Source organism: Alteromonas ulvae, assembly GCF_048987005.1.
Taxonomy (GTDB): domain Bacteria; phylum Pseudomonadota; class Gammaproteobacteria; order Enterobacterales; family Alteromonadaceae; genus Alteromonas.
Genome location: NZ_CP185261.1, coordinates 2,295,220 through 2,318,196 on the forward strand (window position 1 = coordinate 2,295,220; position 22,977 = coordinate 2,318,196).

23 protein-coding genes and 5 tRNA genes are annotated in these 22,977 nt (G+C 43.9%); 8 read left to right on the forward strand and 20 right to left on the reverse strand.

Features of this window, described 5'->3' with window-relative positions:
- The first annotated feature begins 217 nt into the window (after positions 1 to 217).
- Positions 218 to 649, forward strand: coding sequence for a tetratricopeptide repeat protein (locus ACOJR9_RS09990; RefSeq protein WP_420936099.1), 432 nt, complete (start codon positions 218 to 220; stop codon positions 647 to 649).
- A gap of 39 nt (positions 650 to 688) precedes the next feature.
- Here ACOJR9_RS09990 and ACOJR9_RS09995 read toward each other — a convergent pair whose 3' ends face one another.
- The 5 genes from ACOJR9_RS09995 to ACOJR9_RS10015 form a co-directional block, all read right to left on the reverse strand.
- Positions 689 to 1,315 carry a LysE family translocator gene (locus tag ACOJR9_RS09995; RefSeq protein ID WP_420932857.1) on the reverse strand — a complete coding sequence of 209 codons (627 nt, stop codon included), beginning with the start codon at positions 1,313 to 1,315 and terminating at the stop codon, positions 689 to 691.
- Positions 1,316 to 1,327: 12 nt separating this feature from the next.
- A complete protein-coding gene (gene cobB, locus ACOJR9_RS10000) occupies positions 1,328 to 2,053 on the reverse strand; it encodes a Sir2 family NAD+-dependent deacetylase (protein ID WP_420932858.1) in 726 nt (241 codons plus the stop codon).
- An 82-nt stretch (positions 2,054 to 2,135) separates the two neighbouring features.
- Positions 2,136 to 2,963, reverse strand: coding sequence for a sulfurtransferase (locus tag ACOJR9_RS10005; RefSeq protein ID WP_420932859.1), 828 nt, complete (start codon positions 2,961 to 2,963; stop codon positions 2,136 to 2,138).
- 119 nt (positions 2,964 to 3,082) lie between these two features.
- Complete coding sequence (tpx, locus tag ACOJR9_RS10010) at positions 3,083 to 3,580, reverse strand: thiol peroxidase (protein ID WP_420932860.1); 498 nt, start codon at positions 3,578 to 3,580, stop codon at positions 3,083 to 3,085.
- Between the two features lie 77 nt (positions 3,581 to 3,657).
- The gene (locus ACOJR9_RS10015; RefSeq protein ID WP_420936100.1) at positions 3,658 to 4,341 is read right to left on the reverse strand and encodes a tRNA-uridine aminocarboxypropyltransferase; all 684 of its coding nucleotides are present in this window, start codon (positions 4,339 to 4,341) and stop codon (positions 3,658 to 3,660) included.
- Between the two features lie 324 nt (positions 4,342 to 4,665).
- On the opposite strand from ACOJR9_RS10015, the gene ACOJR9_RS10020 reads away from it, so the two are divergent.
- The gene (locus tag ACOJR9_RS10020) at positions 4,666 to 5,667 is read left to right on the forward strand and encodes an EAL domain-containing protein (RefSeq protein WP_420932861.1); all 1,002 of its coding nucleotides are present in this window, start codon (positions 4,666 to 4,668) and stop codon (positions 5,665 to 5,667) included.
- A gap of 98 nt (positions 5,668 to 5,765) precedes the next feature.
- On the opposite strand, the gene ACOJR9_RS10025 is transcribed toward ACOJR9_RS10020, so the two are convergent.
- The 11 genes from ACOJR9_RS10025 to ACOJR9_RS10075 form a co-directional block, all read right to left on the reverse strand.
- On the reverse strand, positions 5,766 to 6,050 hold the full coding sequence (locus ACOJR9_RS10025) for a hypothetical protein (RefSeq protein ID WP_420932862.1): 285 nt from the start codon (positions 6,048 to 6,050) through the stop codon (positions 5,766 to 5,768).
- Between the two features lie 308 nt (positions 6,051 to 6,358).
- A tRNA-Leu gene (locus tag ACOJR9_RS10030) sits at positions 6,359 to 6,445 on the reverse strand.
- Between the two features lie 58 nt (positions 6,446 to 6,503).
- Positions 6,504 to 6,577 (reverse strand) — tRNA-Cys (locus tag ACOJR9_RS10035).
- Between the two features lie 64 nt (positions 6,578 to 6,641).
- A tRNA-Gly gene (locus ACOJR9_RS10040) sits at positions 6,642 to 6,717 on the reverse strand.
- Between the two features lie 169 nt (positions 6,718 to 6,886).
- The gene (pgsA, locus tag ACOJR9_RS10045; RefSeq protein WP_032096271.1) at positions 6,887 to 7,459 is read right to left on the reverse strand and encodes a CDP-diacylglycerol--glycerol-3-phosphate 3-phosphatidyltransferase; all 573 of its coding nucleotides are present in this window, start codon (positions 7,457 to 7,459) and stop codon (positions 6,887 to 6,889) included.
- 112 nt (positions 7,460 to 7,571) lie between these two features.
- Positions 7,572 to 9,389 carry an excinuclease ABC subunit UvrC gene (gene uvrC, locus ACOJR9_RS10050; protein WP_420932863.1) on the reverse strand — a complete coding sequence of 606 codons (1,818 nt, stop codon included), beginning with the start codon at positions 9,387 to 9,389 and terminating at the stop codon, positions 7,572 to 7,574.
- A gap of 18 nt (positions 9,390 to 9,407) precedes the next feature.
- Positions 9,408 to 10,052, reverse strand: a complete 645-nt coding sequence (uvrY, locus tag ACOJR9_RS10055; protein WP_420932864.1) for a UvrY/SirA/GacA family response regulator transcription factor — start codon at positions 10,050 to 10,052, stop codon at positions 9,408 to 9,410.
- A 206-nt stretch (positions 10,053 to 10,258) separates the two neighbouring features.
- Positions 10,259 to 11,683 (reverse strand): aminotransferase class I/II-fold pyridoxal phosphate-dependent enzyme, encoded by a 1,425-nt coding sequence (locus tag ACOJR9_RS10060; RefSeq protein ID WP_420932865.1) that lies wholly within the window; start codon positions 11,681 to 11,683, stop codon positions 10,259 to 10,261.
- A 9-nt stretch (positions 11,684 to 11,692) separates the two neighbouring features.
- Positions 11,693 to 13,801, reverse strand: coding sequence for a 5-histidylcysteine sulfoxide synthase (ovoA, locus tag ACOJR9_RS10065; protein WP_420932866.1), 2,109 nt, complete (start codon positions 13,799 to 13,801; stop codon positions 11,693 to 11,695).
- A 383-nt stretch (positions 13,802 to 14,184) separates the two neighbouring features.
- A tRNA-Ser gene (locus ACOJR9_RS10070) sits at positions 14,185 to 14,276 on the reverse strand.
- 243 nt (positions 14,277 to 14,519) lie between these two features.
- Entirely contained in the window at positions 14,520 to 14,966 is a 447-nt protein-coding gene (locus tag ACOJR9_RS10075; RefSeq protein ID WP_420932867.1) for a DoxX family protein, read from the reverse strand.
- Between the two features lie 202 nt (positions 14,967 to 15,168).
- Here ACOJR9_RS10075 and ACOJR9_RS10080 point away from each other — a divergent pair, with 202 nt between their 5' ends.
- Positions 15,169 to 16,098 (forward strand): LysR substrate-binding domain-containing protein, encoded by a 930-nt coding sequence (locus ACOJR9_RS10080; RefSeq protein ID WP_420932868.1) that lies wholly within the window; start codon positions 15,169 to 15,171, stop codon positions 16,096 to 16,098.
- Here ACOJR9_RS10080 and ACOJR9_RS10085 read toward each other — a convergent pair.
- Positions 16,076 to 17,542 (reverse strand): DUF3360 family protein, encoded by a 1,467-nt coding sequence (locus tag ACOJR9_RS10085; protein WP_420932869.1) that lies wholly within the window; start codon positions 17,540 to 17,542, stop codon positions 16,076 to 16,078. The two genes, ACOJR9_RS10080 and ACOJR9_RS10085, sit on opposite strands and share 23 nt — an antisense overlap.
- A gap of 161 nt (positions 17,543 to 17,703) precedes the next feature.
- Positions 17,704 to 17,795, reverse strand: a tRNA-Ser gene (locus ACOJR9_RS10090).
- A 239-nt stretch (positions 17,796 to 18,034) separates the two neighbouring features.
- Between ACOJR9_RS10090 and ACOJR9_RS10095 the strand changes: the two genes are divergently transcribed.
- From ACOJR9_RS10095 to ACOJR9_RS10115, 5 genes are all read left to right on the forward strand, one after another.
- Complete coding sequence (locus ACOJR9_RS10095; RefSeq protein ID WP_420932870.1) at positions 18,035 to 18,700, forward strand: Bax inhibitor-1/YccA family protein; 666 nt, start codon at positions 18,035 to 18,037, stop codon at positions 18,698 to 18,700.
- A gap of 64 nt (positions 18,701 to 18,764) precedes the next feature.
- Positions 18,765 to 19,154 carry a sulfurtransferase complex subunit TusD gene (tusD, locus tag ACOJR9_RS10100; protein ID WP_420932871.1) on the forward strand — a complete coding sequence of 130 codons (390 nt, stop codon included), beginning with the start codon at positions 18,765 to 18,767 and terminating at the stop codon, positions 19,152 to 19,154.
- On the forward strand, positions 19,154 to 19,522 hold the full coding sequence (locus ACOJR9_RS10105; RefSeq protein ID WP_420932872.1) for a DsrE family protein: 369 nt from the start codon (positions 19,154 to 19,156) through the stop codon (positions 19,520 to 19,522). The genes tusD and ACOJR9_RS10105 overlap by 1 nt, the downstream gene beginning before the upstream one ends.
- The gene (locus ACOJR9_RS10110) at positions 19,522 to 19,899 is read left to right on the forward strand and encodes a DsrH/TusB family sulfur metabolism protein (protein ID WP_420932873.1); all 378 of its coding nucleotides are present in this window, start codon (positions 19,522 to 19,524) and stop codon (positions 19,897 to 19,899) included. The genes ACOJR9_RS10105 and ACOJR9_RS10110 overlap by 1 nt, the downstream gene beginning before the upstream one ends.
- 221 nt (positions 19,900 to 20,120) lie before the next feature.
- Positions 20,121 to 20,468 carry a TusE/DsrC/DsvC family sulfur relay protein gene (locus tag ACOJR9_RS10115; protein ID WP_420932874.1) on the forward strand — a complete coding sequence of 116 codons (348 nt, stop codon included), beginning with the start codon at positions 20,121 to 20,123 and terminating at the stop codon, positions 20,466 to 20,468.
- A 197-nt stretch (positions 20,469 to 20,665) separates the two neighbouring features.
- On the opposite strand, the gene ACOJR9_RS10120 is transcribed toward ACOJR9_RS10115, so the two are convergent.
- Complete coding sequence (locus ACOJR9_RS10120) at positions 20,666 to 21,364, reverse strand: SOS response-associated peptidase family protein (RefSeq protein WP_420932875.1); 699 nt, start codon at positions 21,362 to 21,364, stop codon at positions 20,666 to 20,668.
- 314 nt (positions 21,365 to 21,678) lie between these two features.
- Entirely contained in the window at positions 21,679 to 22,974 is a 1,296-nt protein-coding gene (gene serS / locus ACOJR9_RS10125) for a serine--tRNA ligase (RefSeq protein WP_420932876.1), read from the reverse strand.
- Positions 22,975 to 22,977: the final 3 nt, after the last annotated feature.

Genomic DNA, 22,977 nt, shown 5'->3' on the forward strand with positions numbered 1-22,977 from the left:
TGTAGCTGTTGTTTGTATTGCGTTGCGACAACGTTCAACATTCACGTCAGTCAAAAGAGTGAGCACATTGAAGAAATACTTTGGTGAATGCGAAACACGTTTCGTCTAATTAAGGTAATATGTGTGCATATTGCGAGGCGCTTCGAAAGGTGTTTGCCGCGAGATTTTTACCAATAGCGCTATCGCGTTTAATACCAAAGATGGACATGTGTTTTTTATGATCAATACCAAAATATATAAAGCTGTATATCAACTTAGCGAGCAGCTTATGGAAGCTGCCAATAAAGACGACAGGGAAACCTTTGAAGCTTTATACAAAGACCTGAATGCGCTGTGTATTGAACATGAAGATACGCCCAAAGATCATCCCGAACAGTGGGAAACGCTGGCCGATTTCACAGAAGAACTGGTTGATGCGCTTGTTATTTATGCCAAGGCGCTTAAAAAAGCAGAAAAGATAAATTCCAAAGACCATCTCTCTTCCATTGCGTTTTCAATGGCTCAATTACAGTTAGAATGCGGCCAAAAGTACGCAGCCATAAAAAGCCTTGAATCGGCGAAAGTGAGTGCTAATAAAATTGAAGACAAAGCGTTAAAAGAAGACATTGCTTACATGCTGGCAACCCTCTCTCCAGATTCTGAAGAGTAAGCACGCTCTGAATACTTAATCTTACCAAAAAAGGTCGCGTTAACCCGCGACCAGCTTCACTGCTAACCCCACCAATAAAACGCCCATTGCGCGGTCTAACCAATAGCCTTTCTTGCCAATAAACTCTGCCACTTTTGAGGTGCTGAGCATATAGGATAAAAAGCAAAACCACAGTCCGGTGGCTATCGCAAGGTAGATGCCATACCCCAACCTTACGCTGAAAGGTGTGTCGATACTGATAATGGCAGTGAACAACGACAGAAAGAATAAGGTAGCTTTAGGATTGAGACCGTTAGTCAAAAAGCCCATCCAAAGTGCTTTTTTCGGCGATATCATAGCGCTTGCGACTGTTTGCTTATCTGGCATAGCATCCGTAGATGGACCGCTTCGCAGCGCCCCAAACGCAAGGTAAAGTAAATAGGCCGCTGCCAAATAGCTAAACGTGGTAAACAGCCAGGGCGTAGTGGCAATAACCACACTGAGCCCTACTAGGGAATAGGCAACATGCAATAAAATAGCGGCACCGATGCCTATACTGGTGAATATAGCAATTCGTCGTCCATAGGCGACACTATTTCTCACCACAATGGCAAAGTCTGGGCCGGGGCTTGCCACAGCCACTAAATGTACTAAAGCGATGGTAAGGAATTCGTTAAGGTACTGCATTTACGCTGTCTTCTATGTTGTATATTGAGCAATAGTGTCGTCGACCCATTTCGGCACAACTTCTGAGGCCAACCCCGTAAGCGACTCATCAAATAATGCATTTGAGCTGCCTGGTTCTAAGTTCGCCTCAATCGTGTGAGCACCCGCACTTTTTGCTAGCTGAACAAAGCCTGCTGCTGGATACACATTACCAGAGGTACCAATGGCGATAAAAATGTCTGCGGAAGAAAGGTGAGACATTATTTCGTCCATAAACATGGGCATTTCACCAAACCACACTATGTCTGGTCTTAACGTTTTATTGTTACAGCACGGACACGAAGTCTTACCATCGAATGACTCTGACCATTCAAATGTTTGGTTTGAGAAACCACATCGAGCAGAGAGAAGTTCGCCGTGCATATGCAGCACACGTTCGCTGCCCCCGCGTTCATGCAAATTATCGACATTTTGTGTCACTAACACCATTTGCGCTTTCCAATGCTGCTCTAATGTAGCAAGTGCATGGTGAGCCTTATTGGCAGACACTTGGTTGTCTTGCAATTGCGCTCTTCGCGCATTGTAAAAGCGGTATACTAACTCAGGGTTATTGTCGAAGGCTTGTGGTGTTGCCACCTCTTCAACGCTGTGATTTTCCCATAGGCCGTCATTATCACGAAAGGTTTTCAACCCCGACTCCGCAGAGATGCCTGCACCAGTCAGTACCACGATTTTCGGCAGTGTTTTTATTTGAGGCATGGTTTTCAATCCATTGGAATGACTATGTCTGATTCGTTGATTCTTTAGTGTTGAATCTTTATTATTAAATTGTGCCTAAGCGTTAATCAACGATAACGGGATATTGAGGATCGGCCCCCCACTCTGACCAAGAACCATCATAAATAGAGACGTTTTTCGCGCCACATAAAAGGGCGGCAAAACCAACAACACATGCTGTAATTCCAGACCCGCAGGTACAAATAATCGGCAGAGATAAATTTATGCCTGCTTGCTCAAAAACCTGCTTGAGGGAGTCTATAGGGAGATAGCGACCGTTTTCAATAAGATTACCGAAAGGCAGGTTTAACGCGCCAGGCATATGACCGGAGCGCACACCAACGCGAGGCTCAGATACCTCCCCTCTAAAACGTGGCGTACTTCTCGCATCTACTAATTGTGCATCGGTATTGAGTGACTGAAGCACCGCGCTGGAATTAACAAACCATCCATTGCGAGGCGACGGGTGGTAAGTCAGCTTGCCGAAGTGCTGTTGCTCCGCTACAGGAAGACCTGCGTTTTTCCAAGCAGGTTGTCCACCATCAAGTAAATACACATCATTGTGCCCTAGCGCTTTAAGCATCCACCAAGCACGAGGGGCGCTATAAATGCCTCTTGTATCATAAGCCACAACCGTGGTGTTTGCCGTTATGCCCTGCTTACCTAAATATACTGCGAGATCCTCGGCAGACGGCATACTGTGGGGAAAGCCAGTGGCATGATCGCTGCCCTCACCGTCTAGGTCTAAATCGACTGAGGCCGGTAACACCATGGCCCCTCGCTTGTCGGGCGTTTGGGTAAGCGGATCATCCATCAACGCTCGCAGAAGGGTTACAGGTTTCTCCTGCATTTTACTGGCAAGCTCTCCAACTTGAAGTAACGTTGATGTCATAGGTCTCTCCTAAAACTACAAATCGCAGTATTTAAAAATACATCGGTTGCCACTGGCACGCTTATTCATGCCAGCGGTTTCCAATCGATTATATAAACTGCACAACCAATTACGAGAGTTTAGCTTAATGCAGCAACTGCAGCATCATAATTTGGTTCTTCAGTAGTTTCAGCTACTTGCTCTGTGTAAACCACGTTACCATTGGTATCGATGACAACAACACAACGGGACATTAAACCTGTTAACGGTGCTGATTCAAATGCGACACCGTAGTCATCGCCAAATGATGAGCGGAATGTAGAACCTGTGATAACGTTCTCAATACCTTCTGCACCACAAAAACGGCCTGCAGCAAAAGGTAAGTCTGCTGACACACAAATGACCACAGTATTGTCTAGCGTTGCGGCATGCTCATTAAATTTACGAACCGATGTGGCACACGTTCCAGTGTCAATTGATGGAAAGATGTTTAAAACAACTTGCTTTCCAGACAAGTCAGACAAAGCAACTTCGCTTAAATCTGCTTTAACTAGCGTAAATGCAGGTGCACTTGCGCCTACACTGGGTAATTCGCCTACCGTTTTTACTTCATTACCTTGAAATGTTACTGATGACATTAGAAATCTCCGAATGGCTAGTTGAAAAAATTGTAGCGAACAGAGTGTCGCAAATAATGCTTAGGCTTGTAAACGTATTACTTCACCTGCGCACTGGCAAAATCTAATTTGTCGCGCAAGTGGGGTTTTCCTTTTACATATTCTCGCCGGAAAATACTGAAATACTGAGCAAGCTTTTCTGCCCCTTCCTTTTCTTCAGCCATTGCCAATATGTGCACCCCAACTTCTGCGGTGCAGTGTTGAAACATATGCGATGACTCACGCAGCAAATAATTAGATGAGCCATCAAGGTTCACCCCTAAAACGGGCAAGTTTGAAAGGTAACCACTTTTACTGAACATTTTTTTAGCTTCGCGCCAGGTACCGTCGAGAAAAATAAAAAGAAGCTTTTTGTCACTCGCAACAGGCGGTTTGTCAATGCGGTGGATTTCGTTGGCATATTCGTGGGGAAACACCACGACAGGCTGATATGCCGGGTTATTAATCATTGCTAGCATTTCTGCGGCTGGCTCAGTGCGGTGCCACAAAAACGCGTAGTTTTCCTTCACCACATCGGCAATTAACCGACCTGTATTCGTGGGCTTGAAGTACTCACCCTTGTACATGAGAATTAACACGGCAACATCCGTGCCCAATTCAGGTTTGTAAGCGCAAATGCATTGAGGAATAGGCAGAAGGCACGCATCACAGCGTTTCACTTTGCTTCCTCTAGCATGAAATGGGCGCTCTGCTTTTAACAGCTCTTGTGCGCGCAGCGCCATAACTGAGTTCAACGGTTACCCTTACCAATGGACGATCAATACTATTGTGAATAGTATCACACTTGCCGTCATTCACCTGTCAATACAAAGCTACTTACTAATTAGATATAACAGTCTATAAAAGCTAATTATAAGAATTTCATTACATAGGAAACCAAAACACTGTCACTAGTGTAACCATACCCATACACCATGTTTTTGGAATAACTTATGTACTGCGCCGACTGCGAATCTATTGACGACTATTTTTTTGAGACCACTCACTTTTGGATCTTCGTCCCGACCTTAGAGACCTTTTCAAAAGTTGCAGGAATGTGTGGTTCAATGGAGATTCATGCGACTCAGCAGTCTGATCACTGCATTTCTTGCGTAGTAGAACGTCCAAATATTCAAAGATTCATCATGTCCCTCAATGGCGCGCTAGAATCAAAAGAAAAAGAAAATACTAAGGTTACCACTGCGTCACACGATCAACAGCCCTCTATTGACGATATGGGCCGTATGGTGACCCTTGAAGTATTGGTTAATCGATATCAAGCAAAATGGCTGGTGGAGAGTATTGAAAAACAGCGTTACGAAACATGGTTTCAACCCATTGTTAGCGCAATAGATGGACACGTTTTTGCAAATGAAGGATTGTTTAGGGTTCGCGACGATACTGGCTCAATCGTACCGCCAGCATTAGCGTTTCAACTTGCAGAAAAATCTGACCTTTTGTTCTCTCTCGATTTGGTTGCACGTCGCTCTGCGGTAGAATGCGCAGCAAGGGGTAAATTAAGAACTAAATTATTTATCAACTTTAATCCATCCAGCATCTACGACCCCTCTTACTGCTTAAGAGCGACCGCTGCAGCAATTAGTGACATTGGTCTATCGCCATCTGACATTGTGTTTGAAGTAACGGAAACCCACCGGGCCTCAGACATAAACCACCTGAAAGGTATTTTAGCATTCTATCGCAATGCCGGTTTTCAAATAGCCCTTGATGATATTGGCTCTGGGTGGTCCGGTCTTAACTTACTTCAAAGTTTACGCCCTGATTTTGTGAAGATAGACATGGAGCTCGTAAGGAATGTCCATAACGACAGTTACAAGCAGAACATCGTGAATAGTCTTATTCAAATAGCCAACCGCAGTGGTATTGAGGTGATTGCAGAGGGCGTGGAAACAGACGATGAAGCCCAGTGGTTAAAAGACGCCAGAGCGGACTATTTACAAGGGTACTTATATGGCAAGCCAGCCCCTCTTGAGACGTCGCTGACAGAGCAAGAAGTCTCAGATATTGAAGATAAAATGAAGCCCCTCAAAGACGCAGCATCAGAGTAGCGTTTCAGTAGAGGACGTCTGAAAACCTCCTTCCAAATAGGCGTTTCAGTCGCCCAAGTGGTTGCGGTATTGTCGAGAAGATAATTTTTAAATAAACGTTATTTTTTAATCGAAATACCGGCAACTTCTGACACAGTTTTTGCGTCTGCTCGCTCTATCACCTTTAACAACGTAGTCTGAATTATTTCGTCTTTTCTTGCGTCACCTTTACTACGAAATGTTTGTTCTTGAGCGGCTTCCCCCTCTTCAGAAATAAACGAGACGAGCACTTCACATGGGCAGTCCTTTAACTCACCGAAGTATTCAAGAATAATTTGTGGATAGCCCTGAAAGCCCTTACTTACTCTTTTTGCGATACGCTTGGTCGATTTATGTATGTTCAAAATTAGTCCCTAAAAACACTTTTGACCACTATATATCGAATGAACTATTACAACTAGCGATAGCTTTGTTGAATTATTTGAAATTCAGTTACTGGAATGTAAGTCCAAATCATACACTGCGTCACAGTATTACTATTTAATTTTGAAAGAGGTACCGGACAAAACGAAATTTTCGTGATATTCATTGAATGTTTAGGAGTCATCAAGGCTGTAATGTCAAAACTAAACAGGGTGACATGCGAGAATTGCAACCATTCAATCCAAAAACTAAGATATGTTTGATTAATATGAGAGATAAAATCAAAAAGTGGTGCCCGGGGCCGGACTTGAACCGGCACGCTGTTACCAGCGAGGGATTTTAAATCCCTTGTGTCTACCAATTTCACCACCCGGGCATTGGGTTGCTTTTCAGCGAGGTGTCAGGCGTAGAACCTGATGTGGCGTTACAGATTATGGAGGCGGAACCCGGAGTCGAACCGAGATCCACGGATTTGCAATCCGCTGCATAGCCATTCTGCCATTCCGCCGTAGTAATCTGACTGCAGTGTTAATTGATACTTCAAAAATACAACTACATGATGCCAGCGATTTTGGAGCGGGAAACGAGATTCGAACTCGCGACCCCGACCTTGGCAAGGTCGTGCTCTACCAACTGAGCTATTCCCGCACTTTAAAATCGTACATTTCGTTAGGTTTATGTCCTCTCGAAATGTGGGATGCATTTTACCTACCCATTCAAAACTGTCAATACGAAAAAACGTTTAAATTGAGATAAATGCATGTTTTAACGTTCGTTTGCTATTTTTTTATTCGACTTGGTTAAAGCGCGATCAATTTTAGTTTGACGCGACACCTTTCAAGTGTGGCCATGCCGCTTTTGTGTAAACAACCATTGACCAAATTGACAGCACTGCTGCGATATAAAGAAGAATATAACCTAAAGTCACCCAATAAATCGGGAAGCCCATGAAAGTTTCAAGCCCTGAAAGCAAACCGATTAACGCTAACATTTGCGCTGTGGTTTTCGCTTTACCAATAAATGATACTTTTACTGCGTCGCGAACACCACTAGAGCCCATCCACTCCCGCAGCGCTGACACATATATTTCTCGTACCAGTAAGGCCACTGCAGGCAGCGTGATCCACAGAGTGGCATAACTATGGGTAATCATAAGCAATGCAGTAGCAACGATAAGCTTATCCGCGACGGGGTCGAGAAAGGCGCCGAATGGCGTCGACTGCTCGAGCTTTCTTGCGAGATAACCATCAAACCAATCCGTGATGGCGGCAAGCCAAAACACAAATGCACCGGCCTCGTGGGCCCAACGCCAATCTAAAAAGTAAACAACAACGAATACAGGAATTAAAATTACTCTAAATAAAGTAATGCAGTTTGGAACATTCCACATAAAAGAAATATCTCAGGTTTTGCCAACGGGGCATTTTTACCGCTAGCCTTCACGGCCTATAATTTCACACACCTTACCTTAATTTAATCAGCAATGCTTGCCAGTCGCTTTGTTATTGGTGCAGGTGGTCGTAAATAGTGTCGGCTAATTCTTGACTAATACCAGGTACATTGGCAATTTCGTTTTTACTCGCTTTCTTAAGGCCATGCAAACCGCCCATAAATTTCAATAGCGTTTGGCGGCGTTTTGCACCAATACCAGGTATAGATTCTAAACTAGAAGTGGTTTTCACTTTCTGGCGTCTATTCCTATGCCCTGTTATCGCAAATCTATGAGACTCATCACGTATATGCTGCACTAAATGAAGCGCCGGAGAATGGCTATCCATTGGCAGTACGTCGTGACTGCCTGCCAATATAAGAGTTTCTAATCCCGGCTTTCGTGTGGTGCCCTTTGCAACACCCAGTAACATGGGCTTTTTATCGTGTGGCCAATCTTCAAAAAACGACTCGGCTTGCGCAAGTTGACCTTTACCACCATCAATCAGTAATAAATCAGGTATTTTTTGGACTTCTTTCACTGACTTGTATCGGCGTTTTAATGCTTGCGCCATCGCCGCATAATCATCGCCAGGTGTTATCCCTTCGATATTATAACGGCGGTAGTCGCTCTTTAACGGCCCTTCTCTATTAAACACCACACAGGAAGCCACGGTTTGCTCACCAGAGGTATGACTGATATCGAAGCATTCCATACGCTGAATGGGGCTCTCTACTTCCATCGCCGCCTCTAAATCGAGGTACCGCGCAAATACTGATTTTTGTTGGCTGTATTGCGCATCAAGCGCAGACTCTGCGTTGGTTTGCGCTAACTCCAAATATTGTCGCTTTTCTTCGCGAGCACCTTTAAAAAAGGTGACTTTATGCCCTGCTTCACTACTGAGCACAGCGGAAATTGCTGATTCATCACTTAACGTATTCGCCAACACAATCTGTTTTGGTATGGTTTTGTTGCCGGCAAGATAAAACTGAAGGAAGAATGATTCGAATACTTCATCTTCATCAGCAATAGTGGGTACTTTTGGGAAAAATGCTTTGCTGCCCAATAGCTGACCTTCACGAATAAACATCACCTGTATACAGGCCATGTTGCCTTTAAATGCGAAGCCGAACACATCCATTTCGTCCTGAGTACCGGCTACCCACTGACGCTCTTGCACTTTTCGTAGTGCATTGATTTGATCTCTGTACCTAGCTGCCGCTTCGAAGTTAAGCGATTCACTCGCCTTTTCCATATTCTCAACTAAGCTACCAATCACCTGCTGATTTTTGCCTTTCAAAAACAGGCGGGCAAAATTCACCTGTTCTTTGTATTCTTCATCTGATACATGGCCCTCAACACATGGGGCACTACAACGCTGCATTTGATATTGCAAACACGGGCGGCTGCGAGCTCGGTAGTAACTGTCTTCACACTGTCGAACCGGGAAGATCCGCTGCATTGACCTTAAACTTTCCCTTACCGACCATGCACTGGGATAAGGACCAAAGTATTCACCCTTCTTCTTTTGTGGGCCGCGATGAAATGATAAACGTGGATGTTCGTGATCAGAGAGAAATATAAACGGGTAAGATTTATCATCGCGCATCACTACGTTGTAGCGTGGCTTATACTTTTTAATAAAATTATTTTCTAACAGAAACGCTTCGGTTTCGCTGTTAACAACGGTAACGTCCATATGCGCAATCTGACTAACTAACGAGCGCGTTTTGGCATTATCTACATTAGTTCGAAAATAACTGGAGACACGTTTTTTTAAATTTTTTGCCTTTCCAACATAAATAACGTCGTCCTGCTGGCTGTACATTCGGTACACCCCAGGTTGCGACGTTAAATTTTTGAGAAACGCTGCTGAATCAAATGCAGACATAGTGTGAAACGTTTACACCTATAACAAATTAGGGTCGATGAGCTTATGACGTAGGGCAAGGTGAGTGAGTTCAACATCGGTGGCAACACCGAGCTTTTCAAACATTCTATAGCGATAGGTATTCACAGTTTTGGGGTTGATACTTAATTCGCTGGCAATTTCTGGGACGCGTTTTCCCTTAGTTAACCGCATCGCTATGCTCAATTCCCGTGATGAAAGTTCGTTAAACGGATTATCTGAGCGGGGAGAGAGTCGACCTACCGCTATGCTATTTGCCACGTCGCTATCGACGTATTTTTGCCCGGCCATTACCTTATGAATAGCACGGATGACTTCTTCTGGCTCGGCGTCTTTGGTCAAAAAACCAAACGCACCCGCTTCCATCACCTGCATAGGTATTGGACTTTCTGTATGCATAGATAAGCAAATAACTCGCGTATTTTCAGCCATTCGAACTATTTTCTTCGTTGCTTCCAGCCCGCCTATCCCCGGCATGTTAACGTCCATGAGTATTACATCTGGCGCATTCTTTCTGCACAACTGAACCGCATCTTCACCACTTTTAGCTTCTGCGAGAATTTTAAAATCTGCAACATCTTCCAAAATACGGCGGATCCCGGTTCTCACCAATTCATGGTCGTCCACTAGGATAATTTTGATCACTTGTTTATCTCACTGTCTTTGCGACTGCCCTTGTGTTTACACCTGCGTTAACACGGCTTTTTATTTATGATTTTGCGCATAGCTTAATGTTAATGAGAGCTCTAGCGCTCACCTTTTACGTCTATCTTTTACTTAATGATACCATGAGATGGCATTTCGTGAAGCGATGTTAAAAGTAGTATTTGTTGACAACTTATATCGCTACGCTATAAGCCTGTGCTGAGATGTCGAAAAAACAACCTATTTAGCGCATCTACGAGTTGCAGTGGGTGGCAAGCAAGGTTCAGTCGAATCCACCCAGATGCATTGAATTGATTGCCATCACTGCCTATCACGCCGCGCTGAACGCAATTATTAAAAGATGAAGCAGGATTAAATACACTTTTTTTTGTTATCTCAAACACGTTTTGTTTATCGCCATCGCAGGTGATTGTTCTCGACAAGTTAAGCCATAAAAAATAGCCTGCCTTACCCATTGTATAATCACAGTCAATATTGTTTTGCTCGAGGTAATAATCCACAAGCTTACGATTAAGACCCAGTGCCTTGCGAATATTATTTAGCCAATTACGACCAATACCATAAGCTGCCTTAAGCGCAACTTGCGATAAGTAACCTGCTTCAAAGTGTCTAGAGGCTATGGCAGCACTGTATTTTGCTCTTAGTTCCGCGCTTTCAATAATGACATAGGAAGCGCCTGGAATGGCAGCTAAATTAAAGGCTTTCGACACACTGTTAATATGAATTATGTCTTTGTGAGCAACATCACCGCAGTTGGAACCGAAAAGCGGTATCGGTAGCGGTTCGTCGTTGCTTAAAAATCCAAATTCACTGTGCACCTCGTCGGTAACAATAAGTATGTCATGTTCTTTGCAAAACCGAATAATATCAGTTTGACAAGATGTTGATAGCACTTGGCCAGTTGGGTTATTAGGATGACACAAAACAAACGCAGTGGCGTTTTTAGATAGCGAGCTAAGTTCAATGATGTCATCGCCATTCTCATCACGCACTGCGTGAATAGCGTTGGCTTTTAAATGGTTGCTATTGATGCAATCAAGAAGGGGACCATAAGTAGGCGTTAGCACCATTACCTCATCCCCAAAAGCGCAACACGTTTTGAGTGCCACATCTACTGCACCAATGGCACTTGCTACACTTATCACTGAATTTGCGTTTACCCAGCCTAAGTTCCCAAAGCCTGAATCTTCAGCGCAACGCTGTTCTGCAAACCACCCCTGTACCGCCTCACCAATATCGATCTCTTGATAACCATATGCACTTTGAACGTGTTCGGCTATAACAGCTGAAATCTCTGGTAATGGCTTGGTGTCCATATCGGCAATCCACATCGCAATGGTATCGGCAGGAGCCTGTGGGTATCTGCTAGAAACAGCGGAAAACTTGAGCCTACAAGATGCGTCATATTCATGTGGATTAACCCGTTCCCATACATTTTGATAAACAAGAAACTCGGCAGGCACTGCGCCTGCCTCTGTCATTGTGCCCGCCTGTGCGCCTGCCTGTGCGCCTGCCTGTGCGCTATTGGGGCTATTCCTATCGCTACTGTTCAAATCGCTAATTTCCGTGCCGCTATTATCCTTACCGAGACTATCCATACTGCAAGGCATTGCTGTTCTTTACCTTTTTTCAAAAACGTTAAATTCAGACAGCGTATGCTGATGTTTGCGCTTAGTTTCTCGAATTACAAATGGAATGTCCTGCGGCTGTCCAACGCGAACTAAATTGGGGCTTAGCGCTTGTTCAAGTGCGTCAGTAGAACTCAACGTCTCACCGTTCTCATCTTTATAGCCACCAAGCCACTCGTTACGCTCTGTGTATTCTTCTAACCAAGTGAATGGACTAGCAATAATAAGAAGACCACCAGGGTTTAAGCGTTCGCTCATATCCGCAAGTACTTTTCGTGGGCTGTACACTCTATCAATCAGGTTACCCATAAAGATGAGGTCGTACCCTGTTAGCTGAGGTTTAAGGTTACAGGCATCGCCTTGTGAAAATGAGACCTTGTCTACGGTATTTTCAAGACCCATAGCACTCAACTTACGACATTTGAATGACGTTAATTCACCTTCTTCAATAAGGTTATAACGCACTTCCCCGCGCTCTTGCATGGAAAATGCGGTTTTTATGAAACGTGCTGAAAAATCAACGCCATCGACGTGGTCAAAATGGGTCGCTAACTCAAACGTGGAGCGCCCTACTGCGCAGCCTAAATCAAGCGCTTTCGCTGATGCTCTACCGGCCATTTGCTGAATACAAAACTCTGCGCTTGCTTTGGCAAAGTTTGCAACACCATAATATTCGTCACCATAATGAAATTCGCTGTACTGCGATACCTGAGTATCACTTTCATAATCTAAATCATTCACTTGAATTACACTCTCACCTTGTACATATCGAAATCCAGCGTGCTGGAAGAAGTGACGTCTAAACGCATAACGACTGTCTTTCATTGCCTCGTTACCCGTTGATATCCAACTGCCGCCTTTAATTAGGTTGTGCTTGTTATCAAAGGTTGGCGTGGTAAAGTCATCGTATAACGGATGCACTTTAAAACCATCGAAAGGATAAATGGGCGTTTCCGTCCATTGCCATACATTACCCACTACGTCATAAAACTCTCCGGTTTGGTTTGTGTTTACCGGCTCGCTTGATGCATACTTTTGAAGTGCGATATTGAAACCTTCACGGTACACCGCTTGAGAAAGACCAGATTCGTCACGCATTCGCAACCATTCATTTTCAGTGGGTAAGCGAATAATCTCTCCGCTTATCGTGCTTTTATAATTACAAAACGCTTTTGCCTCGTGATAATTCACGTCAACTGGCCAGTCTAATGGCAACGGAAACTCTTCAGTCATGCTTCGATACGTGAAGCCAGAGTCGGTTTTATACCAAAACAACGGGTGCGTTGCTTTGGTATAAAGGCGCCAGTTATTGCCCTCTTCTTCCCAGTATTCTTCGTTTTCGTAGCCACCGTCTTCGACAAACGACAAAAATTCGCCGTTGCTCACCAAAAATTGGGACGCTTTAAAATCGTTCACATGTTCCTTGAGCGTGCCATATTCGTTGTCCCAGCCATAGTATTGATTATCCCAAGACTTATTTTGAGAAATATCGCCAGAAGACACATTAACAAAACCGTTCACTGGTACCTTATCTAGGCTAGTCACAGATGCGGTGCAGCGAGGCCAGGAATCTTGAGACTTAACAAACGAAAGCGGTAGCTGACGAATAAGCACTGAAGACGTTTCAAGGTGGATCCTCTCGTGTTCGATACCCATTACAATTGGCCACATGGGGCTTTCCCAATCTATTGGCATGGTGAAGTTTATAGTATCAATGAGATCGCACATCAGTGTACGCACTTGGTCTCGGTATGCTCTTACTTCATCAACGGTTGGCCAATCGTAGTTGTTGTCATTGAGGTCGTCCCAGCTCATTTCATCTACGCCGATGGCAAACAATGATTCAAAACGAGGATTTATCCGTTCATTTATTGCTTTGGAAAGAATGAGTTTGTTGATAAAAAATGTTGCTGTGTGGCCAAAATAGAAAATCAGCGGATGACGAAGCCGTTCAGGGCGCTGGTAAAAAGCCTCATCACTGCTTAAGCATGAAAAAAGTGATTCATAGGTATCGAATGAGTCGAGAAAATACGTTTTCACTTCCATACGTTTTTGCTCAACAGAACCTTCGTTTAGTTTGAGCGTTGACATTGCCTGCATATATTCCTCGTTTTTATTCTTTTATTAATGTTTGCCTGTCTACTCCTAAGGAAGACATGGAGCATCGCTTCTAATGCCGACGCAAAAAGCATTAATATTTCGTTATATACTAGTTGTAGCAAAAATCCGCTGCATTATCAGACTTTTCTGTATTGGTTTTACAACGGAGCTATATGATGGGATGAACCTTAAATACCCTACATGCATTGGTTGAGATCAAAAGTTCTTCTCTAAAAATAGTGAAAACAGTGATGTATCACTGACATACCCCAGTGAATGAAATTAAGAGGCCGTGGTTTGAAGTGAAAGTATAACGAGTCAGTGTAATGAGTGTTTGTTACAGGTGAAAAAAAACCCGCACATTGTGCGGGTTTCTTTCAATATGGCGGAGAGTGAGGGATTCGAACCCCCGGTGGGTTTGACCCCACGTCTGATTTCAAGTCAGGTGCATTAAACCGAGCTCTGCCAACTCTCCTCAAGTGGTGCGTATGATAATGATTTTGCCTGCCCTGTAAAGCCCCTATTTCAACAAAATCAATCAACTGACGAATTGATGAACAATGTGATTATATTTTGATTTGTAATAACAAAAATTGAGCAATTCGCACTTGTTATTGCGACGACTAGCCTCTATTCGGTTTCACTTCAATTTCAAAATAGCGGCTTAGGGCCTAGCATAATGACTAATAATGAACTAAAGCTATTCTTAATTTTCTGATTACTCGAATTTTTTTACTATGGTGCTATCTATTGAATACTTTCCTCCACCCAGTATGGCCAACGCCACAGTAATAGCGAGCAGTGATAGCGCAAATTCGTATCCGTTGTTACTCATAAATAACCCGTTACTGCCATGAACGGTCACAATGGCAATAATCATGGTGAAGGCGCTTACCATTGCCGCAGGTCTAGTTAATAAACCGAGTATTAACGCTATACCGCCAAAAAATTCAGCACTTCCAGCCAATAGCGCCATTAAAAAGCCAGGCGCTAAGCCAATGCTCTCCATCCACTGACCCGTACCTTCTAATCCGTATCCGCCAAATGCCCCGAACAGCTTCTGACTGCCATGTGCAGCTAAAATAATGCCTACTGGTAGGCGCAATGCAAAGTTGGCGATGCTGTTGTTAGTTGCGATTACGCTTTTTAGTATTGAACTTTTCATTTTTTAATCTCCAATAGATTTACAATTAAGAAGTCATGAGTGCCTGTCATTTAGCTCTGCTCTCAAGATGGGAAGAATAATAACTAACAACATATCTTGAATAAATAGTGTGCTTGTTGAATTATTATCAATATTTTGTTTTCAATATCCTTTATAAAAAATAAATGAATAATTAGTGAAAAATGACTGAGAGGCTATGGTTATGGACCGAATAGATCTATTGAAGACGTTTGTCGTGGTAGTGAACGAAGGCAGCTTTACTAACGCTGCATCTAAACTCGATATGTCTAATCAACTCGTTAGCAAATATATCAATCAGCTTGAAAAGCGTCTCGACGCGCGTCTTTTCAACCGAACCACTCGAAAGATTCATTTAACTGAGGCCGGTTATCAATGCTTACAGCACGCTAATCATATTCTTGAAAGTGTCAATGATATGGAAGGCCAGCTTGGACTGTTGAATTCTCAAGTAAAGGGAACACTGCGCATTAGCGCGCCGGTCTCATTTTCCACCCTTCACTTATCAGACTGTATTGGTCAATTCCAAACCCAATATCCCGACGTGTCTATCAACCTGCAGTTGAACGATAGAAAAGTGGATGTGGTGGAAGAAGGGTTAGATGTAGCATTGCGCGCAGGCGTACTCAGCAATTCTTCCCTGATTGCTAAAAAGGTAACGACGATAAAACTTGCTGTTTGCGCATCACCACAATACTTAAAGAAGTACGGCACTCCACAGCACCCATGCGAACTGCGTCCAGAGCATTATCTCGAATATGCACATGTTAATTACGACAACGACAAATCGGAACTCATACAGGCGTTGAGAACAAATGCGCAAAAGCACGCACCTCGATTAACAGCCAATAACGGAGAAGTACTTGCTGCCGTAGCAAAGCACGGCGAGGGTTATGTACTGCAACCTACATTTATTGTATCTAAGGCGCTACAAAGCGGCGAACTGGTGTCCATACTAGAAAACTATGTTCCACAGTCTATATCACTTTATGCCGTATACCCTCACCGTAAGCTGGTTTCTTCAAAGCTTAAGGTGTTTATCAACTTTTTATGTGAATTTTTTGACGATACCCCCCATTGGGATAAAAAAACTAAACACGAAAAGACGACATGATGGCCGGCACACCGGGAAACATGCCAATCAGCGCCATTACCGTACACAGCACGATAAAAGTGATGCCTGGTATTAGCCATCTACCCGCCTTTCCAAGATCTAACGCTCGCTCTTTACACCCTACAATGCCGAGGTTATCGAGCAGCATGGTAAACGACCATCCAAATACGGGGTTCACCAGTACAGAACTGATGACAACAAGCGCGGCAGATTGGGTTGTTTTGCCTTCTCGGGTCATTTGCATGCCAGCCTCCATAAGAGGCAGAAACACGCCAACAATAAGAGCGACACACAGCACTGGAGGCCAAATTGCCAAGTCCATGGGATAGCCCCAAATTGCAGCTATCACGCACAACAGCCCTGTTATTAATGCGCCACCGGGTATAGGCCTGCGAGCAATTGACGCTGGAATAATATAGGTTCCCCATGATGAGGCAATATTGCCACCTCCAAGCGCTGAGCCTATTGCTTGTCGACTAGACGCAGCAATCATAGTGTCATCTATGTTCATGTACGCATTTTCACTATTTTTAGGATAGCTCAGTTTTTGAAACACTTGCTGACCGAGAAAATCCGGTGACCACATAGCCACTGCCAACACAGCAAAAGGTAATACGGCAACAAAATGAGACCAATCGGGTAACCCTAGCTGCCAACCGGTATTCTCACCCCACCAATAGGCTGGGTTTAAATTTGGCATACCTGGAGTGGTCGTGAATTCAAAAGGCGCGCCCATCGCAAGTGCGATCACCGCCGCCATAACGGCCCCAAGAGGAATGGCTAACCAGCGCTTTTTGATGTGCTCGAGCCAAGCAAACATTACAATAGTGGCAATTAATACAACAAACGCCACATAGCCCATATTGAAAGCTTCGGCCCACTCAAACAGTTTTTTTACCTGCCCAGTAATACCAATAAAGCCGAGATACAGTAAAAGACCGCCGCACACACCGTTACTGGTTAGCCTTGCAAGCAGGCTTCCCCCTTTGGTGATCCCCAATAAAAAGCCCAGTACGCCAATTAATAACCCTAACGCCATGGGATGACCACCCGATGCAACCATTAAAGGCACCAGAGGTAATAAAGGCCCGTGGGTGCCGGCCAAGTTAGCCGATGGATTTAAAAAACCGGATATGAGAACCACAAACAAAACGGCGGCGATAAGTAGCTCAAAGCGAACGTTCTCTATGACAAATTCAGGCGATAAACCAAGTGGTGCAGCGAAAGCCCCTACCACTGCTGCAACCATGACAATTTTACCGATAGTAGCTGCCATGCCTGGAATAAAGTCTTCCCACTCGATGCGGTAATCTTTAAAAGGAAGATTTGGACGCCAGCGTTTCACAGACAGTATTTGTAATTCGTGATTGAGATAATCATCTCGGGTTTCGAAAGAGTGACTTGGCTTATGCAGTTCTTGATATGAAGCGCTATCTTGAGACACAAAACACCTGTGGGTTGCTAAAAGGAAGCGCAAGGGTAAACAGGTCTAATGAGGGTAACAATGCGACTGTAGTCTTAGTCAAAAGTCTAATCGTGCCTGCTAGTGGCTTTATTTTCTTTTGGCATAAAAAAACCCGCAACAGTGTGCGGGTTTCTCTAGTCTGGCGGAGAGTGAGGGATTCGAACCCCCGGTGGGTTTGACCCCACGTCTGATTTCAAGTCAGGTGCATTAAACCGAGCTCTGCCAACTCTCCAGAAGTGATGCGTATCTTAATGATATTTTTTTTGCTGTAAAGGGAAAAATGAAAAAAGTTATTCAAGTGCTTACAAATCAGACAAATACACTAAATCGTACCTATCATGGATGATTTTATAAGCACATAACATCATTTTCATCTGAAACTACTTGAAAATGGGAACTAAAACCCATACAACATACACTAATTACAAGTGTACCAGTTGTGGTCATATCATAGTCCTATTGGAGGAAACAATGGATCAACGTTCGATGTATTCTAGTGCATCTCAACCATCGGTATTGCAGACGAACAAGGTTCTACGCAACACCTACATGCTGCTTGCGATGACACTAGCGTTTAGTGCAGTTTGTGCAGGTGTCGCAATGGCAGTAGGAATTTCTCCTATGATGTCATTAGGCATGACCATAGGCGCATTTATCACTTTATTTGTCGTTCAGAAGAAAGCCGATACATCATCAGGCATTTTTTGGGTGTTTGCATTCACAGGGTTAATGGGTGCGTCCCTTGGCTACACTTTAAACTTCTATCTTGGCGTGGCGGGACCAGGTCTAATTATGGAAGCATTAGGTGCAACAGCATTAGTGTTTTTCGCCCTATCGGGCTATGTGCTTACTACTAAGAAAGACTTCTCATTTATGGGCGGCTTTTTGGTGGTAGGTTTAGTAGTAGTGCTTGTTGCTGCAATTGCGAACATTTTCTTTGCAGTGCCAGCGGTAAGCCTAGCAATTAGTGCAGCTATCGTGTTCATTATGTCTGGTTTCATCTTATTTGACACTAGCCGTATTATTCACGGTGGTGAAACAAACTATATTCGCGCTACTGTGTCGCTTTACCTGAACATATACAACTTGTTCACTGCGATACTTCACCTTCTAGGTGCATTTGGCGGCGACGACTAAACAAGCGTTTAATACGTAAAATAAACACCCCTTAATCGGGGTGTTTTTGTTTGGAACACTTTTTATGGCGCAATATTCAGTTTTAATTACCTCATCGCCCTTTCATGGCGACAGTGCACTTCGTGCGCTTCAGTTTATTGCTGGCGTGATTGATAGTGGCAGCACTGTTAATAATGTCTTCTTTTATGGCGATGGGGTTTATCATACCAATAACCTTATGCTTGAGACTGGTGGTGAGTGCTTTAGCTTTGGTGAGTGGAAAAAGCTATCTGAAGCCAATAATGTAAAACTGTTAGTATGCATTACCGCTGCTGTAAAACGCGGAATTGTTAGCGAACAAGAAGCGGTGAATAACGGCATTGCTTCTGCGAATTTAACTGCTCCTTTTATTCAAGCTGGCTTGGGCGAGTTTTTTACTGAATTACATGATTGCACTAGGTTGGTACAATTTTAATGGCGAGTTTACTAATCCGATTCACCCGTAGCCCTTATGGCAGCGCGTTTAGTCAAGACGGGCTAGACTTTGCGCTGGCAGCAACCAATTATGGGCATACGGTACAGATTCTTTTTGAAGGTGAAGGGGTATTACAACTTGTACAAACAGCATCAACAAAAGGGATAAAAAACCACAGTAAACGTTTAGCCTCTTTGCCTTTTTTTGATATTGAAGAATGCTTTATCTGTAAAGATAGCCTCGACGCTTTTCCACTCGATAGCGTACTTTTAAATACCGGATTAATAAAAGAACTCGAAGGACAACTGCTAAGCGCTTCACAGCGTCTGGCATTAATTCAACGTGCTGATCACGTGGTAACCTTCTAATGATTATTAATATTACCAGTACACAGCTTTCAAACGGCAATAAAGCGTTAATTAAAGCCGCTTTCGATACAAATTTAAATGCAAATAAGGTGGCGACCAGTGATGCCGGTTTTAAAACAGATCACGCCACTGACTCGCCGCCCATCATTATATTTTCTGGCGATGGCGTCTTCGCACAATCCAGCACCGCGGCACTATTAACTCAGCGTAAAGCGTTGTCGAACGAAGCCGGAGCATGCCCCAGCAAAGCTATGCTTTTTGCAGTAAAAGCAGATTTAGAACTTCGAGGTGCGTGTGTTGTGAACAATGTTTCGATAATCAATCACCGAGAATTTGCAGAGCTAGTGAATCGTCATCAACAATGGGTTACGCTTTGAGTTTACGGGTTAGATTGGTTTGCGTTAAAGAGTGGGTGGACTGTATTTGGTAAAGCGTATTTGATGGTTTAAAAAGGTGATATGGCCGACCAAGAAGAAATCGTGGCACAGAAATGACCTGTTAGAAGACGCTTCGAAATAGCCTTACAAGAATTCGCTACGATAAAAGCCAACAGATAGACCTAAGAGAAAAACCTAAGAGAAAGACGAACGAGAGAAATATGTCACAAGATACGTTTAGCTTTACCTACAACGGAAACGAAATTCCAACAGACAAAGCCGGTTACCTGCTAGATTATACGATGTGGGATGAGGGAATGGTGCCCTTACTGGCCCAAGAAGAAAATATTGAGCTAAGCGACGCACACTGGGAAGTTGTTCGTTTTGTTCGCGAGTTTTATGAAGAGTACGAAACAAGTCCCGCTATTAGAGCTTTGGTTAAAGCCATGGCAAACAAGTTTGGCCCTGAAAAAGGCAATAGTCGCTATTTACAGCGTCTGTTTAAGAAAGGCCCGGCCAAACAGGCAACAAAGCTAGCTGGCCTACCAAAGCCTGCGCGCTGCCTATAACGCCTCTATTATTAAGTACTTTTCTACTATGCCCTTTCCTGAAGTATCACTCCCTAATATGCCCTTCTCTAATATGTCGTGCCCAAATAGTGCCACTGGCACTCTATAAGAGACTATTATTACAACATCACAAAAGAGAACTCTTTCACAGACACAGCAGCTTTTGTCCACTACCCCTTATTTGCGGTCTAGCCTGTTTAGCGTGTGGAAGCCGGCAGTATAGCTGCGGGTGCTAAAGGTTCGCCGCTTTTAAAGGTTTTCACTTTAGTGACTTCTAGGTCGCAGTAAATTTTGGGGTTCGACAATAGTTCATCGACAGCTCCGTGGTCCTCATTCCCAAGCCAAGCGTTAATGACTTCTTTATCGTGGGGTAAGAAACAAGGAATGGATTTTTCGTGATACTGGCTAAAATCAGGCCTTGGCGGCCGCGTTACCACTGCACATGAAAAGCATCCATTGCTAAACATTCGATAGACCACCCCCAGCAGCATGGCGCCGCTGGTAGCACGCATTAAATACTGTGATTTACCTTTAGCACAAGGATTAGACTCTCCCACTGCAGTAGCGACAACAACACCACGCCGTTTAGATATCGCTTTATGCCAGTATGGACTATCTAAATTTCTTGCATTAAAGGTGGTGCGATCACCAAGCTCTAGTGTGTCGCCTTGTGGACTTGCGTCAAACCACCACGTTGCGTCTATAGTGCGCTTATTATCCACGATAAGGTTAGTGATACGTTTATCTGCCGCTTTGCCAAATGCCGGATAAAAATTGAGTGTATCGCTATGCTGTGCCTCATCGTTAAAAAGCGGAATAGTGTCACCTAATCCCACCTCCTCAAGCAGTTCTAAAACCGCGGGGGCGTTTGTCTCTCGTTGAATAAAACCGCACATATAGCCTCCATGTTTTCCACACTTATTCGACTTCAAATACGAATTACAATTTCCTAGCAAATAGGATGATATTTAGCCAAGATCCTCGTTACGCATAACCGATTAAGCCAGCAAATAAAAAAAAGCCTGAGGTAGAAACCATCAGGCCTTTATTGTACGTTTAATTAAAAAACTTTTTAATACAACACTTTTTAGTACGAGACTTTTTAGTACGAGACTTTTTAGTACGAGACTTTTTAGTACGAGACTTTAAAAACTGAACAAGTGCGAGTAGCTATAAACAGTGTTTACTTAGTGTTGCAAAGCTACCAGTTTTACTGAGGCTTGAGTACTTCAACACCACCCATGTAAGGGACTAGCGCTTTAGGCACCGTTACGCTGCCGTCGGCTTGCTGATTATTCTCTAAAATAGCAACCAATGTACGCCCTACTGCTAAACCTGAACCATTCAATGTGTGAAGCAACTCAGGCTTGTTGGTTTCAGGATTGCGGAAGCGAGCCTGCATACGACGGGCTTGGAAATCTAACATGTTAGAACATGAAGAAATTTCTCTATAGGTGTTTTGGGCGGGTAACCACACTTCCAAGTCGTAGGTTTTACACGCACCAAAGCCCATATCGCCCGTGCACAGCAACATTTTACGGTAGGGTAATTCAAGCTTTTGCAGGATCGCTTCTGCGTGACTAGTAAGCGCCTCAAGTGCGTCAAAGCTATCTTCAGGTTTTACTAGTTGTACCAACTCCACCTTATCGAATTGATGCTGACGAATAAGGCCTCGCGTATCGCGACCGTATGAGCCTGCCTCAGAACGAAAACACGGTGTATGGGCAGTCATTTTCACTGGTAGCGATTTAGCGTCTACTATCTCATCGCGCACGATGTTAGTGAGTGGCACTTCTGCAGTAGGAATAAGGGATAGCCCCTGTCCTTCTTCAGTTGCTGGCTGAGTGTGAAACAAATCTTCACCAAACTTAGGAAGTTGACCTGTGCCGTACAGGCTGTCAGAGTTTACTAAGTAAGGCACATACATCTCTTGATAGCCGTGCTCACCGGTATGCACATCTAACATAAACTGCGCAATCGCCCGATTTAAACGTGCAACATCGCCACGCATGACAACAAAGCGGCTACCGGTAATTTTGCTTGCTGTAGAAAAATCGAGGCCATTGTTTAAGCGCTCGCCTATATCTACATGGTCACTCACTTCAAAATCAAACGTTCTAGGCTGGCCCCAGCGTGATATCTCTACATTGTGATCTTCGTTTTCACCTTGTGGCACAGACTCGTCAGGCAAATTAGGAATGCCTTGTGTCATTACTGTGATTTCTTCCAACAACGCCGTTAACTCAGCTTTTGCTGAATCAAGCTCATCACCGAGCTTACCAACTTCAGCTAGCAAAGGCGCAATGTCTTCGCCCTGTGCCTTCGCTTTACCAATAGACTTACTGCGCACGTTACGCTCGTTCTGCAGATCCTGCGTTCTGGATTGAAGTGTTTTTCTTTTTTCTTCAAGCGAACTAAATGCTGCCACATCAAGCTTAAAACCACGGGCAGCCAAACGTTCGGCAGTTTGTTCTATATCGCTTCGCAAACACTTTGGATCTAACATGCG

Bases quoted from the DNA above. Each gene is read 5' to 3' on its own strand.
- ACOJR9_RS09990 (WP_420936099.1), top strand. From the start codon at position 218: ATGATCAATACCAAAATATATAAAGCTGTATATCAACTTAGCGAGCAG.
- ACOJR9_RS09995 (WP_420932857.1), bottom strand. From the start codon at position 1,315: ATGCAGTACCTTAACGAATTCCTTACCATCGCTTTAGTACATTTAGTG.
- cobB (WP_420932858.1), bottom strand. From the start codon at position 2,053: ATGCCTCAAATAAAAACACTGCCGAAAATCGTGGTACTGACTGGTGCA.
- ACOJR9_RS10005 (WP_420932859.1), bottom strand. From the start codon at position 2,963: ATGACATCAACGTTACTTCAAGTTGGAGAGCTTGCCAGTAAAATGCAG.
- tpx (WP_420932860.1), bottom strand. From the start codon at position 3,580: ATGTCATCAGTAACATTTCAAGGTAATGAAGTAAAAACGGTAGGCGAA.
- ACOJR9_RS10015 (WP_420936100.1), bottom strand. From the start codon at position 4,341: ATGGCGCTGCGCGCACAAGAGCTGTTAAAAGCAGAGCGCCCATTTCAT.
- ACOJR9_RS10020 (WP_420932861.1), top strand. From the start codon at position 4,666: ATGGAGATTCATGCGACTCAGCAGTCTGATCACTGCATTTCTTGCGTA.
- pgsA (WP_032096271.1), bottom strand. From the start codon at position 7,459: ATGTGGAATGTTCCAAACTGCATTACTTTATTTAGAGTAATTTTAATT.
- uvrC (WP_420932863.1), bottom strand. From the start codon at position 9,389: ATGTCTGCATTTGATTCAGCAGCGTTTCTCAAAAATTTAACGTCGCAA.
- ACOJR9_RS10060 (WP_420932865.1), bottom strand. From the start codon at position 11,683: ATGCCTTGCAGTATGGATAGTCTCGGTAAGGATAATAGCGGCACGGAA.
- ovoA (WP_420932866.1), bottom strand. From the start codon at position 13,801: ATGCAGGCAATGTCAACGCTCAAACTAAACGAAGGTTCTGTTGAGCAA.
- ACOJR9_RS10075 (WP_420932867.1), bottom strand. From the start codon at position 14,966: ATGAAAAGTTCAATACTAAAAAGCGTAATCGCAACTAACAACAGCATC.
- ACOJR9_RS10080 (WP_420932868.1), top strand. From the start codon at position 15,169: ATGGACCGAATAGATCTATTGAAGACGTTTGTCGTGGTAGTGAACGAA.
- ACOJR9_RS10095 (WP_420932870.1), top strand. From the start codon at position 18,035: ATGGATCAACGTTCGATGTATTCTAGTGCATCTCAACCATCGGTATTG.
- tusD (WP_420932871.1), top strand. From the start codon at position 18,765: ATGGCGCAATATTCAGTTTTAATTACCTCATCGCCCTTTCATGGCGAC.
- ACOJR9_RS10105 (WP_420932872.1), top strand. From the start codon at position 19,154: ATGGCGAGTTTACTAATCCGATTCACCCGTAGCCCTTATGGCAGCGCG.
- ACOJR9_RS10110 (WP_420932873.1), top strand. From the start codon at position 19,522: ATGATTATTAATATTACCAGTACACAGCTTTCAAACGGCAATAAAGCG.
- ACOJR9_RS10115 (WP_420932874.1), top strand. From the start codon at position 20,121: ATGTCACAAGATACGTTTAGCTTTACCTACAACGGAAACGAAATTCCA.
- ACOJR9_RS10120 (WP_420932875.1), bottom strand. From the start codon at position 21,364: ATGTGCGGTTTTATTCAACGAGAGACAAACGCCCCCGCGGTTTTAGAA.
- serS (WP_420932876.1), bottom strand. From the start codon at position 22,974: ATGTTAGATCCAAAGTGTTTGCGAAGCGATATAGAACAAACTGCCGAA.